The organism is Herbaspirillum aquaticum (assembly GCF_002213425.1).
Lineage (GTDB): Bacteria > Pseudomonadota > Gammaproteobacteria > Burkholderiales > Burkholderiaceae_D > Herbaspirillum > Herbaspirillum aquaticum.
The window spans coordinates 117,387-133,912 of record NZ_NJGV01000010.1; the positions used below are offsets into that span (position 1 = coordinate 117,387).

The window sequence follows — 16,526 nt, forward strand, 5'->3', positions numbered from 1 at the left end:
TTCGGATCAATGCAGTTCCGCTCAGATCAGGGCCACTTCATTTCGCCCTTGATGACCTTGGCCGACAGCTCCAGCGAGCCGGTATCGCCCAGGTCCGGGTAGCGCTGCTTCATGGCGGCGATCAGGGCATTGCCATCGGCGGCCTTGGCGGCTTCCTGGTCGAAGGCCTTCAGGTAGTCGCGGGTGAAGCGCACCGAGGCGATGTCCAGCGGCGCACCGGCGGCATAGTGACCGGGCACGACGATGGCCGGCTTGAGCTTCTCGATGCGGCCCAGCGTACCGAGCCAGTCCAGGCGCGACTTCATGGTTTGCGTATCCGCCACCCATACGTGGATGTTGCCGGCCACGACCACGCCGCCGACGACTGCCTTGAGCGATGGAATCCAGACGAAGCTGCGACCCGGCTGCGGACCGTCCAGGCCGACGATTTCCAGCTTGCGGCCTTCCAGCGTCAGCGTCTTGCCCTTGAGCACTTCGGGCGTGATGGTGGCGCGGGGAGCGTTGTCCCCCAGCTTCGGGCCCCAATAAGCCAGCTTGCCGGCAGCCGTTTCCTTGATGTGTTGCACGGTTGGCGCGGTGGCCACGATCCTGGCTTCGGGATAGGCGGCGTGCAGGGCCTCCAGGCCGAAGTAGTAATCCGGGTCGCCGTGGCTGATGTAGATGGTGGTCAGTTTCTTGCCGCTGGCGCGGATCTTTTCCGCGACCTGCTGCGCTTCACGCTGGCCGAATTGCGCATCGACCAGGATCGCTTCGCGCTCACCCGTGACCAGCACCGAACTGACCGGGAAGATGGCTTGCTTGCCGGGATTGTAGATGTCGAGCTTGAGCGGTGCGGCGGCCTGGACGGCCGCGCCCGAGAAGGCCAGCAGGCCGGTGGCAGCGATGGCCAGCAGGGGGCGCAGCAGGCGATGGGTGGAAAACATGGCGACTCCGGAAAGAGGTGGATGGGTGTCAGGAAGCGCCATCATAGGATCGCTTTTGATTTCGAAAAACAGCATAATTGATCACAGTTTGTTTCTGAAATCGTTCAAATCAAAAGGGGCTCCCATGGATCGCCTGATGGCCATGCAGGTCTTCGTGACGGTGGTGGATGGCGGCAGCCTGTCAGCGGCGGCCGAGCAGCTGGACTTGTCGCGGCCAGTGGTGTCGCGCTACGTGGCCGAGCTGGAAGACTGGGTCGGTGCGCGGCTGCTGCACCGGACCACGCGGCGGCTCTCGCTCACCCCCGCCGGCAATGAATTGCTGCCGCGCTGCCGCCGGATGCTGGAGTATTCCGAGGACATGCGCCATGCCCTCGATGCGCCCGATGAAACGCCGCGCGGGCTGCTGCGCATCACCGCCAGTACCTCCTTTGCGCAGACCCAGCTGATCCAGGCCGTGGTCGACTATGGCCGCCGCTACCCGGGCGTGGCGGTGGACCTGCTGGCGCTGGACCGCACCGTCAACCTGGTGGAAGAACGCATCGACCTGGCCATCCGCATGACCAACCGGCTGGAGCCCAACCTGATTGCGCGTCCGCTGGGCGTCTGCCACTCGGTCATCTGCGCCACCCCGGATTACCTTGCGCGCCATGGCACGCCGCGCAAGGTGGAGGACCTGGCCTTGCACAATTGCCTGACGCATTCCTATGTGGGGCGCAGCCTGTGGCAATTCGATCCGAAGAAGAAAAAAGCCAGGGCGGGCAAGGGCGCTGCCGCCACCAAGACCAAGACGCAGACGCAGAGTGTGGCGGTGGGTGGCACCATCAGCGCCAACGAGGTGACGGTGTTGTTGCAGGCGGTGCTGGCCGGTGTCGGTATCGGGCACATGCCGGCCTATACGGTGGCGCCCCTGGTGGCCAGCGGCCAGCTGGTGCAATTGCTGCCGGAGTACGAACCCTTGCAGCTGGGCATGTATGGCGTGTATGCCTCACGCAAGCACATGCCGGCGACCTTGCGCACGATGCTGGATTTCCTGGCGCAGCGTTTTGCGGACCTGCCGTTCTGAGCCGGGGTGATCAGGGCGTGATGCTCAGCAGCTTGTGCACCAGCTCGGAGGAGGTGGAGGCGGCGAACTTGCGCATCAGGCGGGCGCGATGCATCTCCACCGTGCGCGGGCTCAGTTCGACCTGGCGGGCGATGAGCTTGCTGGTCTTGCCTTCCACCAGCAATGCGGCGATCTCGCGTTCGCGCGGGGTCAGGCCGGGGGCGATGGGACGTTTCGCACTGACATCCTCGAAGGTCCAGATGCCGGCCGCGTGCGGGTTGTCGCGATTGAGCGCATGGCCGGTGACATGGCACCAGAACATTTCATCGTTGGAGCGCTTCATGATGCGCTCGTCCGAATAAAAGCCCTTTTCGTTGAGGATCGGCACCAGGCGCAGGCCGGTGCGCTCGAATTCGTCGGCGGTGGGGTAGATTTCCTGGAAGGAGGTCTGGCGCAGGGCATCGACCTCGTAGCCGAACATGTTGGCCATGGCCTGGTTGGCTTGCTGGATCACGCGGTTGTGCGAGACGCACATGCCGATGGGCGCGTGCATGAAAACCTGTTCGAAATCGATGGGAAGTGGCTGGGTCATGAGTTGCTGCACTGGTTGGCTGGTCCCTCGCAACTGGCGGGACCGTCTGGCTGACGGTACCATGCTGCATTGCGCCAGGTATTTTTACCGTATTGTATGGCCTATTTCAGCTGCCCTATGATAATTGGCGCTATTTGGAGCCGAACGGGGCCCGGCGGCGTCTTCGGGCGTTGCGCAAGAGAAGCCCCTGCGCCCATCCCTGTTGACGCCGGCATGTCCGCCGGCCCGCTTGCAACCCTGCTCGCAAGACAAGAGCCGAAAGGAGACTCGTGAACAAAGTGTATCCAGACGCGGCCACCGCGTTGAACGACATCGTCAAGGACGGCCAGACCATTGCGGTCGGCGGCTTTGGCCTGTGTGGCATCCCCGAGGCGTTGATCGCCGCCCTGCGTGATTCGGGCGTGCAGAACCTGACCGCCATTTCCAACAACGCCGGTGTCGATGGTTTCGGCCTGGGCCAGTTGCTGACCACCCGCCAGATCAAGAAGATGATCGCCTCCTACGTGGGCGAGAACAAGGAATTCGAGCGCCAGTACCTGGCCGGCGAACTGGAACTGGAATTCACCCCGCAAGGTACCCTGGCCGAGAAGCTGCGCGCCGGTGGCGCCGGCATCCCCGCATTCTTCACCAAGACCGGTGTGGGCACGCTGGTGGCCGAAGGCAAGGAAGTGCGCGAGTTCGACGGCGAGCGCTACGTGATGGAACGCTCGCTGGTGGCCGACGTGTCGCTGGTGAAGGCGCACAAGGCCGACAAGGCCGGCAACCTGGTCTTCAACAAGACCGCGCGCAACTTCAACCCCAACGTGGCCATGGCCGGCAAGGTCACCGTGGTGGAAGTGGAAGAACTGGTGGAAGTCGGCCAGCTCGACCCGGACCAGATCCACACCCCCGGCATCTTCGTGCATCGCATCGTGGTCAATGCCACGCCCGAGAAGCGCATCGAACAACGCACCGTGCGCGCATAAGGAGACACAGAAAATGGCATGGACCAGAGATGAAATGGCTGCGCGCGCAGCCAAGGAACTGCAGGACGGCTTCTACGTGAACCTGGGCATCGGCTTGCCGACCCTGGTGGCCAACCACGTTCCGGGCGATATCGAAGTGTGGCTGCAATCCGAGAACGGCTTGCTGGGCATCGGCCCCTTCCCCACCGAAGACCAGGTCGACCCCGACCTGATCAACGCCGGCAAGCAGACCGTGACGACCATTCCCGGTTCGTCCTTCTTCAGCTCGGCGGACTCCTTCGGCATGATCCGTGGCGGCAAGATCAATATCGCCATCCTGGGGGCGATGCAGGTCTCGGCCAAGGGCGACCTGGCCAACTGGATGATCCCCGGCAAGATGGTCAAGGGCATGGGCGGTGCGATGGACCTGGTGGCCGGTGTGGGCCGTGTGGTGGTGCTGATGGAACATGTGGCCAAGGCCAAGGATGGCAGCACCTCGAAGAAGATCCTCAATGACTGCAACCTGCCGCTGACCGGCGTGGGCGTGGTCAACCGCATCATCACTGACCTGGGCGTGATCGATGTGACCCCGGGCGGCCTGAAGCTGATCGAACTGGCCTCCGGCGTGACCAAGGAAGAAGTGATCGAGAAGACCGAAGCGCCGCTGGATGTGAGCGAGGTCTGATCGTCAGGTATATCGGCGCGGCAAGCCTTGCCGTGCCGGAATGAACGAAGGGCGCCATGAAAATGGCGCCCTTTCGTTTTTCGCCGCGTCGCGCTGCTGCAGCTTCAATGCGCGCCGCTGACCCGCACCGCATTGCGCCCATCCCGCTTGGCGCGGTACAGGGCCGCATCGGCCGCATTGAGCACGTCTTCCACGCGGCGATGGTGTTCGCGCTGCAGGGTGGGCCACGCCCACGCTGATGGTGACCACGCGCAGCGGGCTGGTGGCGTGCACGATCAGGCGGCTGTAGACCGCATCGCACAGGCGCTGGGCCATCAGATGGGCGCCCTGTTCGTCAGTCAGTTCCAGCAGCACCACAAACTCTTCGCCGCCGTAGCGGCCTGCACAGTCGGTATTGCGTGGCAGGTTTTCCGCGATGGCCTGCGCCACTTCCCGCAGGACCTCATCGCCCAGCTTGTGACCGTAGCTGTCGTTGTAGAGCTTGAAGTAATCCACATCGATGAACAGCACCGAGAAGGTCGAATTGAGATTGCGCCGGCAGCGCTCCCATGTGGCCTGCAGGGCCTCGTCGAGGGCGCGGCGATTGAGCAGGCCGGTCAGCCCGTCGGTCAGTGCCAGTTCTTCCAGGCGCTTTTCAATGGCCACGCGGCGGCGCAGTTCCTGGCGCACGTGCGAGAGCAGGTAGGCCGAGAGCAAAGCGAAGATGAACAGCGAAAGGATGACCGCGTACAAGGTCTTGCGCCAGCTCTTGAAGATCGCCTCCTGCGCATAGCCCACAAAGACGATCAGCGGAGAATCGGGAATGCGGCGGAAGGTATAGAGCCGTTCCACGCCATCACTGTTGGCGCGCGCGAAGAAACTGCCTTCCTCGTGCTGCAAGGCGTTCTGGATGCGCTGGAAATTGGCGCTGCCGGAGAGATCGCGGCCGATCACGTCCTCCCGGTAAGGCACCCGCATATAGGCCACGCCATCATCGGAATACAGCGAGATGACGCCATTGGCCCCCAGTGACAGCCCTTCGAACAGTTCACGGAAATAGGCCAGGTCCAGGGCCATCACGACGATGCCGCCAAAGCTGCCATCGTCATTGAACAGGCGCTTGGACAGCACCACCACCCGCAACTCATTGCCCAGGTTGGCCTGGATCGGCCGCGACACGTACAGGCCGACGTTGGCCGAATCGCGGTGCGCCGTGAAATAGGCACGGTCGCCATAGTTGGGCGCGGGTTCGCCCGCACGCCGGCGCGAACTGGCCAGTACTTCACCCTTGGGGCCGAGCACGGCCATGACGGAAATGTGGCTGACGCTGGCCGCGCTGCCGAACAGATAGGCATAGCGCTGGGCATCATCCAGCCGGCGCCCGCTGATCGGGTGCTGATAGCGGTAGGCCAGCGTATCCAGCGCCAGCGACAGGACCTCGAGGTTGCGCGAAATGGCGCGCTGGGAGATCAGGGTCACGTTGCCGGCATTGGCCACCGCCGAAAGACGAGTCTGGCGATAGCTTTGATAGAGCGTGCTGGCACACATGGCCACCACCATCAGCATGGCGATGCCCAACACCACCACCAGGTATTTCTTCAACTGCTCGATTTTTGTTCCCCCCGCAAATCCCCAGGCGCAATTAACGCATAAAGCAAAACCGCCTTCCATCTTGATCGCCGGCAACGTGATTGTCTTGCAACAAATACCTGAACCTGCCGGCGCGCATTCCTGTCAGATGATTCAACAGTGGCCGTGCTTCGTGATTAAATGCGAGCGCCGTACCCGCAATCGCAAGCTCACCACGGCAACTGCACCATCCAGACCCGCGCCCAGCCCGGAGGCCCCCTGAAGATCAAGAACACCATCCAGCGCGACCTGGCCATCCTGTGGGCCTTCATCGCCCTGATCGCGCTCATCCTCGCTTTCCTGCTGCTGCAGTTGAGCCGCCAGGGCGCGTCTTCGCAGATCAGCCAGGCCACCGCCCAGGCGGCGGTGAGCTGCGCCACCATGAGCGCCGGCCTGGCCCATGCGCTCGGCACCAACAGCGGTACGGCCCGCAGCGCCGCCGATGCCGATGGCTTGCCGGGCAGTTCGCTCATGCAGGCGGTGATCGACCTGTCCCTGCGCGACCAGGCCGGGGTGGAGGGCGGTTTCTGGCATCCTCAGCGGGATGTGGTGGCCTATGCCTTCCCGACCTATGACGGCAGTGGCATCAAGCGCGATCCGCCGGGTGCGGAAATGGAACGCATCGTCTCGACCGCGCAGCGCGCCCTCGATGGCGCCACCACCGTCACCGACGTGCGCCCCGGCCTGCGCGAGGCGGTGGTGTTCGCCGCCTGCCCGGTACCGCCGGGCAAGGTGGCGCTGGCGGCGTGGACGCTCAAGCGCGTGCCGGTGATGAGTGCCACCGTGCTCAACCAGTTGCTGGTGGCCAGCGCCCTGCTGCTGGCCTTCGTCATCATCAGCGGCGTGTGGCTGGGGGCTACGCTCACGCGCTGGCGTAGCCAGTCCGAGCGCCTGGCCAGCCAGCTGGCGCATGCGGAGCGGCTGGCCACGCTGGGCCGGGTGGCGGCCGGCATGGCCCATGAGATCCGCAATCCCATCGGCGCCATGCGCATGAAGGCCGAAAATGCCCTGGCCGCCCCGGCCCAGGTGCGCGAGACGCGCGTGACCGGCGCGCTGGAAATGGTGGTCAGCCAGACCGAACGGCTCGATGCGCTGGTGGCCAGCCTGCTGGCACTGGCACAACCGTTCCAGGTACAGCGCGAGTGCGTCGACCTGGCGAGCTGGATCGAGGCCCGCTGCCAAGCCCATGCCGAACTGGCCGAGCGCCAGCAGGTGCAATTGGCTTCGGCCATCGATATCGCCAGCTTTGACGGCACGCTCACCACCAGCGCACTGGACCCGGTGCAACTGGCCCGCGCCGTGGACAACCTGCTGCTCAATGCACTGGCCCATTGCACGGCCGGCGGCCACATCGAATTGGGGGCAAGGCGGCGCGAGGACGGGCGGCTGCTGCTGTGGGTAGCCGACGATGGCCCGGGCGTGCCGGCCGACTTGCGTGATAGCCTCTTTGATCCTTTCGTCAGCCAGCGCAGCGGCGGCACCGGCCTGGGCCTGGTGCTGGTGCGCGAGATCGTGCATGCGCATGGCGGTGTCATCCACCTGGCCGCCAGCGAACGCGGCGCCCGTTTTGAGATGGAGTTGCCATGGCGCGCATCCTGATCGTCGATGACGATGCTGCCTTTCGCGGCAGCCTCGCCGAGACCGTCGGCGACCTCGGCCACGAGGTGCTGGAAGCCGGCAGTACCGCTGCCGGCCTGACCCTGCTGGCAGCACATGCGGTCGATGCGGCCATCGTCGACCTGCGCATGCCCGACGAAGATGGCCTGGTCTTCCTGCAGCGCGCCCCGGCCATCGCCGCCATCCCCTGCATCATGCTGACCGCCTACGCCAGCGGCGACAACACCATCGAGGCCATCCGCCTGGGGGCCTTCGATCACCTCACCAAACCGGTGCCGCGTGCGGCCTTGGTGGAGACGCTGGAACGCGCACTGCGCCAGAGTACGGCCGGAACGGCAGATACCAGCGGCACGCAGGATGCAAGCGGCGGCGAACGCAATGCATTGGTGGGCGACAGCGAGGCCATGCGCCAGGTCTTCAAGCAGATCGGGCGCGCTGCCACCAGTGACGCCACCGTACTGATCCTGGGCGAGACCGGCACCGGCAAGGAGCTGGTGGCGCGCGCCCTGCATCGCAATGGCCTGCGCGCCGCACGTCCCTTCGTGGCCATCAATTGCGCGGCCATTCCGGCGGAGCTCATCGAGAGCGAATTGTTCGGCCACGTCAAGGGCGCCTTCAGCGGCGCCACCGCGCCGCGCCTGGGCCGGTTCCAGGAAGCGCATGGCGGCACGCTGTTCCTGGACGAGATCGGCGACATGGCCTTGCCGACCCAGGCCAAGATCCTGCGCGTGCTGCAGGAACGCGAACTGACGCCGGTCGGTGGCCAGCAGGCCGTCAAGGTGGATGTCCGCGTGATCGCCGCCACGCACCGCGACCTTCCGCAGGAAATCAGCGCGGGACGTTTCCGCGAGGACCTGTGGTATCGCCTGCAGGTCCTGCCGATCAAGGTGCCTGCGCTGCGCGAGCGCCCCGGCGACATCCTGGCCATTGCCGAACACTTCCTGCGCCAGCAGGGCGGCGATGCTCCCAAGCGCATCAGCCCCGCCGCCGCGCGGCGCCTGTTGCAGCACACCTGGCCGGGCAATGTGCGCGAACTGCGCAACACCATGGAACGTGCCGCCGTGATGAGCCACGGCGCTTGCATCGAAGCCGAAGACATCGCACTGGCCGACCGCAACGTCGCCGACAGTGCCGGTGAGCTGTCCATCGATTGGGATGGCGAGCTGGCCGTGGCCGTGGCGCAAGTCGAACGCGTGATGCTGCAGCGTGCGCTGGCCGCGGCCAACGGCAACCGTGCCGAAGCCGCGCGCCGGCTGGGCATCTCGCGCCAGCAGCTTTATCGCAAGCTGGGCGAAACGGGCAACGGCTGACGCCGCCCCGCGTCCTCACGCATCAGGCCGCGCGCAGGTGTGCGGCGAAGGCCTCCGGGCTCAGCGGCGGGCCATGTAGTAACCCTGCGCTTCGTCCACGCCCCATTCGCGCAGCAGCGACAGCGTCTGCGCCGTCTCCACGCCTTCGGCCACGATGTGGTACTCCAGCTCCTTGGCCAGGGCGATCAGCGACTGCACGATGCGGCGGTCACGCGGACTGGTGTCGAGATGGCGCACCAGTGACTGGTCGATCTTGACCACCGAGGCCGGAACCTGCTGCAGGTAGGCGAAATTGCTGTAGCCGGTGCCGAAGTCATCCAGCGCCAGGCCCATGCCCAGCGCGCGGATCTCGTGCAGCAGCTTGAGCACCGCCGGGCTGTGCATCCACAAGCCTTCGGTGCATTCGATCTCGATCATGGACGGGTCGATCCCGGTGTCGCGGCAAGCCGCTTCAAGCCGCTTGATCAGGTCGGCCTCCTCGAAATTGGGCGCGGCCAGGTTGATGGCGAGTTTGACCGGCATGCCCTGGTCCTGCCATGCCGCCATCTGTTGCAGGGCTGCCGCGATGACCCACGCCGACACGGGGCGGATGAGGGCGGTGCGCTCCACCAGCGGGATGAATTCCGCCGGCGAGATCGGTCCCAGTTCGTGGTGCTGCCAGCGCAGCAGTGCTTCGCCGCCGTGATAGCGGTTGCTGCGCAAGTCCAGCTTGGGCTGGTAGGCCAGCGTCAGTCCGCGTCCCTGGGCCTGATTGGGCAGGAGCGCATCCGGGATGTCATTGAGCAGGCGGAAACGCCGCTGGTGCAGCTCATCGGCCTGGGCGTCATAGTCGGACCAGCGCTGGCGCCTTGCCAGCGCCTCGTGCAGCGCGGCCACCGCCTTGCGCGGGGCGTCGCGCAGGCTCTCGCGGGTCTGCTCCACGCGGACGATGCCGCCATAGCTGGGCAGGTTCAGCGGAACGGCCATGCTGTCGACCGGCTCTTCCAGCGCCGCCGTCATGCTGCGCAGGTGCGGCCCCAGGGTATCGGCCTTGCCCGCGTGGGAGAGCAGCGCGAAACGCCCGTCACTGATGTGATAGACGTCGGCCTGGCCCTTGAGCAGGGTCTGCAGCCGCTGCCCGACCTTGCGTATCAGTTCGTCATGGATGCGCGAGCCCAGCACGCTGGCGATCTCGAAGGAGGTATGGGCGTCGGGCATGTCGATGTAGGCCAGCGCGCGATGGCCCGCAGGCGTCTGCTGGCCCGGTGCATCGACCGGTGCCAGCGAGACCAGATCCTCGCGCAGCTGGTACTTGTTGGGCATGGCGGTGAGCGGATCGACCCGGCCGATGGCACGCCGCAGCAGCATCTGCGACATGGCCAGGGCAGCCAGTTGCCGCAGTTGCTGGCGCTGGGAAGCATCAAAGCTGCGCGGCCGGGTATCGGTCACGCATAGCGCGCCAATGGCGTGGCCCTCCGGCGTGAGCAGCGGCGCCCCGGCGTAGAAGCGGATGTAGGGCGGGCCTGAAACCAGCGGATTGTCGGCAAAGCGGGCATCGGCGGCGGCATCCTCGACCACCATCAGCGCACGCTGGCTGACGGTATGGTCGCAGAAGGACTGCTCGCGCGAGGGCGCGCACATGTCGGGGCCGCTTTGCGACTTGACCCATTGCCGCTGTGCATCGATGAGCGAGACATAAGCGCCGCTGGCCGCAAACAGCGTATGGCAGAGCCGCGTGATGTTGTCCAGGTCTTCGGAGGCGCCGGTATCGAGCAGGTGCAGGGCGTGCAGTGCGGCCAGGCGCTGCAGTTCGTCGTTGGGCCGGGCCGCCAGGGCGATGTTGTCTTCAGCCATGGGCATGCTCCCGCACATCGGCCAGGCGCGGTGCAGCCGGCGGGACCAGCGCGAGCACGGGCGTGGCAGGCGCGGCGGGCACTTCCTGCGTGGCCGACGGGGCGGCCGCCAGGCCCGAGGGCGGGGCCAGTTGGAACACGCCAACGGCCTGGGTCAGGTGCAGCGCCTGGTCCTGCAGGCTGCCCACGGCGGCACCGGCTTGTTCCACCAGGGCGGCGTTCTGTTGCGTGACCTGGTCCATCAGGGCGATGGCCTTGTGGACTTCTTCGATGCCCAGGCTCTGTTCATGGCTGGCGGAGGAAATCTCGCCCATCACGTCGGTGACCTGCTGCACGCTCGCCACGATCTGCTCCATGGTCTCGCCGGCGCGCTCCACCAGGCGCGTGCCGTTCTCGACGTTGTTGACCGAGGCATCGATGAGCTGCTTGATTTCCTTGGCGGCGGCGGCGCTGCGCTGGGCCAGGTTGCGCACTTCGGTGGCCACCACCGCAAAGCCGCGTCCCTGTTCGCCGGCACGGGCCGCTTCCACTGCCGCATTCAGGGCCAGGATGTTGGTCTGGAAGGCGATGCCGTCGATCACGCCGATGATGTCGACGATCTTGCGCGAGGAGGTATTGATGGCCGCCATGGTATCGACCACTTCCTCGACGATGGCGCCGCCCTGCTTGGCGATGTCGGAGGCATTGCGCGCCAGCTGGTTGGCTTCGCGGGCATGGCCGTCGTTCTGCTTGACGGTGGCGGTGAGCTGCTCCATGGCCGAAGCGGTTTCTTCCAGCGAGGCGGCCTGGTCTTCAGTGCGGGCTGACAGGTCGCCATTGGCGGCGGCGATCTGGGCGCTGATGCTGGCCACCCCGGCAGCGGCATCGCGCACTTCGCTGACGGTGCTGCGCAGGTTGCCGCTCATCTCGGCGAGCGCGGCCATGATGCTCTGGCGCCGGCCGGACTCGACGCGCCGCAGGGCCACCGTGTGGTACAGCTCGCCGCGATCGACCGCCAGGGCCAGCTGCTTGACTTCGTCCGGCTCGGCGCCCAGGGCGCGGCCGATGCTGCGGGTGATCAGCATGGCCAGTAGCGCGCCGGCGGCCATGGCCGCGGCCAACAGCACCAGCATGAAGGCCTGGAAGCCGCGTGCCGTCGAGCGTGCCTTGGTCGACTCGGCCTGGCTCATGCTTTCCTGCAGGTCGATGAAGGCGTTGACCGCCGCCAGCCAGTCGATGAAGGCCGGCTTGGCCTCGGCCAGCATGAGCCGGCGTGCGCCATCGGTATCACCGCTGGTGCGCAAGGCGATGATGCGCGCCACCAGCGGCATGGTGCGGGCTTCGACCGCCTTGATCCGGGCCAGGGCCGCGCGCTCGTTCGCATTGGGGGCGTGGGCACCCTGGGTGGAGAAGATCGCATCGAGGGGCTTGGCCGACTGCTGGTAGTCGGCATCGAGGCGATTGATCAGCGCCACCACCTCCTTGAGCTCGCTGTCGGCCACCAGGGTCAGGTCGCGCAGGGCGATGGCGCGGTCGTGGACGCTGCCACGGAAGTTGATGGCATAGCGTTGCTTGACGTTGTTGTTTTCGCTCACCGTGGTGAGACTGCCCTCGATGGCATTGACCTTGCTGATGCTCACCACCGTCAGCACCAGCATCATCGCCAGTACCAGGGCAAAGCTCAGTCCCAGTCGTACGGCGACGCTGAGCGATTTTTGTTTCTCATGTGCACTGTTCATCATTTTCCCCTGTTGTATAAATTGTCCGGACATCGGCCGTCCCGCCGGGATGGCCCCCGCCATCCTGTCCGGAACGTGCTTTGTGTAGCGATGAGGCATTGGCCGCCTGCTGCTGCTGGCGGCCGTACTGGAGCTCTGCAGGGCCCGAGCCTTGCATGTCCACGCGGCTTTGTATTGGATATTCCAGCACGGCGGGGCTGGTTTACTGCGCGACTCAATGCGGGGCGTTCGTGCGTCCTTCCAGCAGCAGCCCGGTCAGTGCGCAGCAGCCGGCGAACAGGCCGATGCCCGCGATCCATCCACCGGCCAGGATGCCGGCGCCGACAGCGCTGCCCAGCGAAAATCCCAGGTACATGGTCGACGTATTGAGCGACAGCGCCACCGGTGCCTGCGCCGGCGGACCTGCTGCGATGAGCCGCGCCATCTGCGCCGGGAAGAAGGCCCACACCGCAAAGCCCCACACCGCCACGGCCACCAGCACCGGTACCAGCGCAGTATGCGGCGCCAGCAGTGTGGCCGCACCCAAGGTCCAGAACGCCAGTGTCAGCAGCAGCAGCGACAGCCGCACCACGCGGCGTGAGCCGAAGCGGTCGTTGAGATGGCCGCCCACCGTCACGCCGGCGGCGGCAGCAGCGCCCCACAGGCTGACGGTGAGGCCAATGCCGCGTTCGGCGAATGACAGCGTGTGCGCCAGGTAAGGTGCAATGTAGGGATAGGCCGCATACGCACCGACCGACCAGAACAGCGTGATGCCCAGCAGGCGCCGGATCTGCGCCTGCCCGACCACACCCAGCCGCTCGCGCAGGCCGGCGACATGGAGATGTCCCCCGGCCTGGCGGTTCACTCCCATCCAGATGCCGGCTACGGCCACCGCGCCCATCACGGCCACGGCACCAAAGGTGGCGCGCCAGCCGAAGGCATGCCCGACCACCGAGCCCAGCGGCAAGCCCAGCGCAATCGCGATGGTCATGCCGCCGCTGACGATGGCCAGTGCCCGTCCGCGTTGTTCGGGTTTGACGATGGCGCCGGCCAGCGCGCTGGCATTGGGCGTATAAAGTCCGGCGGCCACGGCCATGAGCAGGCGCGAGGCCAGCAGGCTGCCAAAGCCGGTGGAGAACGCCGCCAGCACATTGGCCGCGGTGAAGATGCCCATGGCGCCGATGAGTACCTGGCGCCGGTTGAGGTGGGCCGAGAGCACCGTGGTGATGGGCGAACTGATGGCCAGTACCAGCGTGAAGACGATCACCAGGCTGGCCACGGTGGAGACGCTCATGCCGAAATCGGCCGCCATGCGCGGCAGCAGCGGCGCGATCATGAAGCCTTCGGTGCCGATGGCGAAGGTGCCCAGGGCCAGGAAGCCGGCCGTCAGCAGCGAGCCCGATGGGGAAGACGATGCAGGGGGCGCGGAAGCCGGGCCCAGGGACGTGGATGTCATGCTGTCCTCGACGATAGGTACGATGCGGTGCGCTGCATGGCAGCGCACCGCAAGACGATCAGACCGGAATGGGATTGGCGATCAGCGCCGCGTTGAAGCCGTTGACCAGCGCGTGTTCATTGGCACCGGGGTTGTCGCGCAGCGGCTTGACGGACTCGACGATGATCTCTTCATCATCGCTGACCAGCTTGGCCATGGTTTCGGCGATGAAGGCATCCAGCGGCATGGCACGCGGGTCGCCGCTCTTCTTGACCAGGTCGGTATCGACCCAGGGCGGAGCGATCTCCTGCACCCGAACCGAGGTCTCGCGGAGCATGAAACGCTGCGACATCGCATACGAATGCAGCGCCGCCTTGCTGGCCGAATAGACGGCGGTCACGGCCAGCGGGACATAGGCCAGCACCGACGTGTTGTGGATGATGGTGGCGCGCGGCTGGGCCTTGAGCAGGTCGATCAGGGCCGAAGTCAGGCGGATCGGGCCGAGCAGGTTGGTGTCGAGGATGCTGCGGCTGACCTGGTCGTCGATGGTGCCGCCGGCGTCGTCGAAGGGCATGATGCCGGCATTGTTGATGAGCACGTTCAGCGTGGGGAAGCGCGCCTTGATCGTGGCGGCGGCAGCGTCGATGCTGTCCAGGCTGGAGACGTCGAACTCGATGGCCTGCATGCCCGGGTTGGCGGCGGTCACTTCGTCCAGCAGTGCCTTGCGGCGGCCGCCGATGATGACCTGGTTGCCCAGTTTGTGGAAGGCTTCGGCCAGTGCGCGGCCGATGCCGGAGGTGCCGCCGGTGATGAAGATGGTGTTGTCGGTCAGTTTCATGGTATTTCCTTCACTAGGTCAGTAGAGTGGGGCCGCACAGGCCCGCCCGCAGGGGGCCGTGGCGGCAGGTTTCATATCAGGACAAAAAGAACGGGATCCGGGGCCTTGCCTGCCGCTCAGTGCAGTTCGGTACGGACGTAGCGCGGCGCCGGGGTGTTGGCGGAGAGCTGGGTTGCCATCTGCTGGCGCGCGCCTTCGAAGCGGGTCCAGGCCGCTTCGTCATGCAGCGAGGGGATGGTGACCAGTTCGCCGCGCTCGAAGCCGACCAGGGCGGCATCGACCATCTGCTCGGCCGACATCACGATGGCCGGGTCCAGGTGTTCCAGCGGCAGGCCGCCGATGGCCCAGAAGTCGGTGGCGGTGGCACCCGGCAGCACGGCCTGCACCTGTACCCCCTGGGCGCCCAGTTCATGGTGCAGCGATTGCGAGAAGGCCAGCACGAAGGCCTTGCTGCCGCCGTAGACGCCATTGAGCACTTCCGGCGCCACGGCCACGATGGAGGAGATGTTGATCACCGCACCCCGGCCACGGGCCACGAAACCAGGCACGGCGGCATAGGTCAGGCGGGTCGGCGCAGTGACGTTGAGGGCGATCATGTCGGTCATGTGCTCGACCTTGCTTTGCAGTAACGGCGTGTGGGTACCGATGCCGGCGTTGTTGACCAGCAGCGTGATGCTGGCATCGCTGCGCAGTTTTTCTTCCACCTGGGCCAGCGACGCGGCCTGGCCGAGATCGGCTTCCAGCACTTCGACGTTGCGGGCGGTCTCGTTGGTGATGCGCGCGGCCAGGGTGTTGAGGCGCTCGCGGTTGCGGGCCACCAGGATCAGGTCGTAGCCCAGGCGGGCCAGGCGGTCGGCGTAGATGGCGCCGATGCCGGACGAGGCGCCGGTGACGAGCGCAGTGCCACGATGGATTGGCGAATGGACTTGGGTTTGCGGCTGGTTCATGATGTTCTCCTTCGGTGTGGGTTGTCGATGGAGTGAATCTTAGGCCGCTTGCGGACTTCCGGAATGACGTATATGGTAGTGTTTTAAGACATCGTTACGGAGTCCGGACATGCACCACATCGGCTACCTGCTCACCGAAGGCTTCCAGGTCATGGGCCTGGCCACCCAGTCCGTCTTTGAATACGCCAACAAGGTCGTGGGACACGACTTCTACCGCATGCACAACTACTCGGTTGCAGGGGGCGAGGTCATGTCTTCCCTGGGCATGCGCGTGGATACCACCAAGGCGGCTGCCACGGCCACCATCGATACCTGGGTCGTCTGCGGCGTGGGCAATCCGCTGGAGTCGCCAGCCAGCCAGGAGGAGCGCGCCTTCCTGCAGCGCGCGGCGAAGAAGGCCAGGCGCATTGCCGGTATCTGTACCGGCGGCTTCGTGCTGGCCGAGTCCGGCCTCCTGGCCCGCCGTCGTGCCACCACGCACTGGGCGTATGCCACGGCCATGCGTGCGCGCTTTCCCGACATCCAGGTGGAAGACGACCGCATCTACATCGTCGATGGTCCGCTGTGGACGTCGGCCGGCATGACCGCCGGGCTGGACCTGGCGCTGGCCATGGTGGGCAAGGACCTGGGCGAGGAAGTGGCGCGCAGCGTGGCGCACAAGCTGGTGATGCACCAGCATCGCGCCGGCGGCCAGTCGCAGCATTCGGAAATGCTGGCCCTGGCACCCAAGACCGATCGTATCCAGGATGCGCTGAACTATGCGCGCCGCCATCTCAAGCGCGCGCTGACGGTGGAAGAACTGGCCGAGCAGGCCAACCTGAGTGCGCGTCAGTTCACCCGCGTGTTCACGGCCGAGACCGGGCAATCCCCGGCCAAGGCCATCGAGGGGCTGCGGCTGGAAGCGGCACGCTTGATGATCGAGCAGAGCCGCCATCCGCTGGAAGTGGTGGCGCGCGAGACCGGTTTCCGGGATCGTCGCCACATGCGTGAAGTCTTCCTGCGCGGCTTTGGCGTGGCACCGCAGTCGATGCGGCGTGAAGTGCGCGCTTGATTCGC

General features: G+C 65.9%; 14 protein-coding genes. 6 read left to right on the plus strand and 8 right to left on the minus strand.

Annotated elements, in window-relative coordinates; all coding sequences use genetic code 11:
- Positions 1–26: 26 nt before the first annotated feature.
- Positions 27–923 carry an MBL fold metallo-hydrolase gene (locus tag CEJ45_RS12830; RefSeq protein ID WP_088755484.1) on the minus strand — a complete coding sequence of 299 codons (897 nt, stop codon included), beginning with the start codon at positions 921–923 and terminating at the stop codon, positions 27–29.
- 124 nt (positions 924–1,047) lie between these two features.
- On the opposite strand from CEJ45_RS12830, the gene CEJ45_RS12835 reads away from it, so the two are divergent.
- On the plus strand, positions 1,048–1,986 hold the full coding sequence (locus CEJ45_RS12835; RefSeq protein ID WP_088755485.1) for a LysR family transcriptional regulator: 939 nt from the start codon (positions 1,048–1,050) through the stop codon (positions 1,984–1,986).
- 10 nt (positions 1,987–1,996) lie between these two features.
- On the opposite strand, the gene CEJ45_RS12840 is transcribed toward CEJ45_RS12835, so the two are convergent.
- Positions 1,997–2,557: a PAS and helix-turn-helix domain-containing protein gene (locus CEJ45_RS12840; RefSeq protein ID WP_088755486.1), complete on the minus strand. Its 561-nt coding sequence runs from the start codon at positions 2,555–2,557 to the stop codon at positions 1,997–1,999.
- Between the two features lie 269 nt (positions 2,558–2,826).
- On the opposite strand from CEJ45_RS12840, the gene CEJ45_RS12845 reads away from it, so the two are divergent.
- Positions 2,827–3,522, plus strand: a complete 696-nt coding sequence (locus CEJ45_RS12845; protein ID WP_088755487.1) for a CoA transferase subunit A — start codon at positions 2,827–2,829, stop codon at positions 3,520–3,522.
- Between the two features lie 13 nt (positions 3,523–3,535).
- On the plus strand, positions 3,536–4,186 hold the full coding sequence (locus tag CEJ45_RS12850) for a 3-oxoacid CoA-transferase subunit B (RefSeq protein WP_088755488.1): 651 nt from the start codon (positions 3,536–3,538) through the stop codon (positions 4,184–4,186).
- Positions 4,187–4,189: 3 nt separating this feature from the next.
- On the opposite strand, the gene CEJ45_RS12855 is transcribed toward CEJ45_RS12850, so the two are convergent.
- Positions 4,190–5,767 (minus strand): sensor domain-containing diguanylate cyclase, encoded by a 1,578-nt coding sequence (locus tag CEJ45_RS12855; RefSeq protein ID WP_420913292.1) that lies wholly within the window; start codon positions 5,765–5,767, stop codon positions 4,190–4,192.
- A 168-nt stretch (positions 5,768–5,935) separates the two neighbouring features.
- On the opposite strand from CEJ45_RS12855, the gene CEJ45_RS12860 reads away from it, so the two are divergent.
- Both CEJ45_RS12860 and CEJ45_RS12865 read left to right on the plus strand, forming a co-directional pair.
- Positions 5,936–7,393: a sensor histidine kinase gene (locus tag CEJ45_RS12860; RefSeq protein WP_088755489.1), complete on the plus strand. Its 1,458-nt coding sequence runs from the start codon at positions 5,936–5,938 to the stop codon at positions 7,391–7,393.
- Positions 7,378–8,721: a sigma-54-dependent transcriptional regulator gene (locus CEJ45_RS12865; RefSeq protein ID WP_088755490.1), complete on the plus strand. Its 1,344-nt coding sequence runs from the start codon at positions 7,378–7,380 to the stop codon at positions 8,719–8,721. Before CEJ45_RS12860 ends, CEJ45_RS12865 begins: the two co-directional genes overlap by 16 nt.
- Before the next feature lie 60 nt (positions 8,722–8,781).
- Here CEJ45_RS12865 and CEJ45_RS12870 read toward each other — a convergent pair whose 3' ends face one another.
- The 5 genes from CEJ45_RS12870 to CEJ45_RS12890 all read right to left on the minus strand — a co-directional run bounded on the left by CEJ45_RS12870 (position 8,782) and on the right by CEJ45_RS12890 (position 15,470).
- A complete protein-coding gene (locus CEJ45_RS12870; RefSeq protein ID WP_241517334.1) occupies positions 8,782–10,554 on the minus strand; it encodes a sensor domain-containing phosphodiesterase in 1,773 nt (590 codons plus the stop codon).
- Positions 10,547–12,271, minus strand: coding sequence for a methyl-accepting chemotaxis protein (locus CEJ45_RS12875; RefSeq protein WP_088755577.1), 1,725 nt, complete (start codon positions 12,269–12,271; stop codon positions 10,547–10,549). Before CEJ45_RS12875 ends, CEJ45_RS12870 begins: the two co-directional genes overlap by 8 nt.
- 214 nt (positions 12,272–12,485) lie before the next feature.
- Entirely contained in the window at positions 12,486–13,706 is a 1,221-nt protein-coding gene (locus CEJ45_RS12880; protein ID WP_088755491.1) for an MFS transporter, read from the minus strand.
- Positions 13,707–13,764: 58 nt separating this feature from the next.
- The gene (locus CEJ45_RS12885) at positions 13,765–14,523 is read right to left on the minus strand and encodes an SDR family oxidoreductase (protein ID WP_088755492.1); all 759 of its coding nucleotides are present in this window, start codon (positions 14,521–14,523) and stop codon (positions 13,765–13,767) included.
- 116 nt (positions 14,524–14,639) lie between these two features.
- Positions 14,640–15,470, minus strand: a complete 831-nt coding sequence (locus CEJ45_RS12890; RefSeq protein ID WP_088755493.1) for an SDR family NAD(P)-dependent oxidoreductase — start codon at positions 15,468–15,470, stop codon at positions 14,640–14,642.
- A gap of 109 nt (positions 15,471–15,579) precedes the next feature.
- Between CEJ45_RS12890 and CEJ45_RS12895 the strand changes: the two genes are divergently transcribed.
- On the plus strand, positions 15,580–16,521 hold the full coding sequence (locus CEJ45_RS12895) for a GlxA family transcriptional regulator (protein ID WP_088755494.1): 942 nt from the start codon (positions 15,580–15,582) through the stop codon (positions 16,519–16,521).
- Positions 16,522–16,526: the final 5 nt, after the last annotated feature.

Coding starts and splice junctions, on each gene's coding strand:
- CEJ45_RS12830 (WP_088755484.1), bottom strand. CDS start 923: ATGTTTTCCACCCATCGCCTGCTGCGCCCCCTGCTGGCCATCGCTGCC.
- CEJ45_RS12835 (WP_088755485.1), top strand. CDS start 1,048: ATGGATCGCCTGATGGCCATGCAGGTCTTCGTGACGGTGGTGGATGGC.
- CEJ45_RS12840 (WP_088755486.1), bottom strand. CDS start 2,557: ATGACCCAGCCACTTCCCATCGATTTCGAACAGGTTTTCATGCACGCG.
- CEJ45_RS12850 (WP_088755488.1), top strand. CDS start 3,536: ATGGCATGGACCAGAGATGAAATGGCTGCGCGCGCAGCCAAGGAACTG.
- CEJ45_RS12860 (WP_088755489.1), top strand. CDS start 5,936: ATGCGAGCGCCGTACCCGCAATCGCAAGCTCACCACGGCAACTGCACC.
- CEJ45_RS12865 (WP_088755490.1), top strand. CDS start 7,378: ATGGCGCGCATCCTGATCGTCGATGACGATGCTGCCTTTCGCGGCAGC.
- CEJ45_RS12870 (WP_241517334.1), bottom strand. CDS start 10,554: ATGGCTGAAGACAACATCGCCCTGGCGGCCCGGCCCAACGACGAACTG.
- CEJ45_RS12875 (WP_088755577.1), bottom strand. CDS start 12,271: ATGAACAGTGCACATGAGAAACAAAAATCGCTCAGCGTCGCCGTACGA.
- CEJ45_RS12880 (WP_088755491.1), bottom strand. CDS start 13,706: ATGACATCCACGTCCCTGGGCCCGGCTTCCGCGCCCCCTGCATCGTCT.
- CEJ45_RS12885 (WP_088755492.1), bottom strand. CDS start 14,523: ATGAAACTGACCGACAACACCATCTTCATCACCGGCGGCACCTCCGGC.
- CEJ45_RS12890 (WP_088755493.1), bottom strand. CDS start 15,470: ATGAACCAGCCGCAAACCCAAGTCCATTCGCCAATCCATCGTGGCACT.
- CEJ45_RS12895 (WP_088755494.1), top strand. CDS start 15,580: ATGCACCACATCGGCTACCTGCTCACCGAAGGCTTCCAGGTCATGGGC.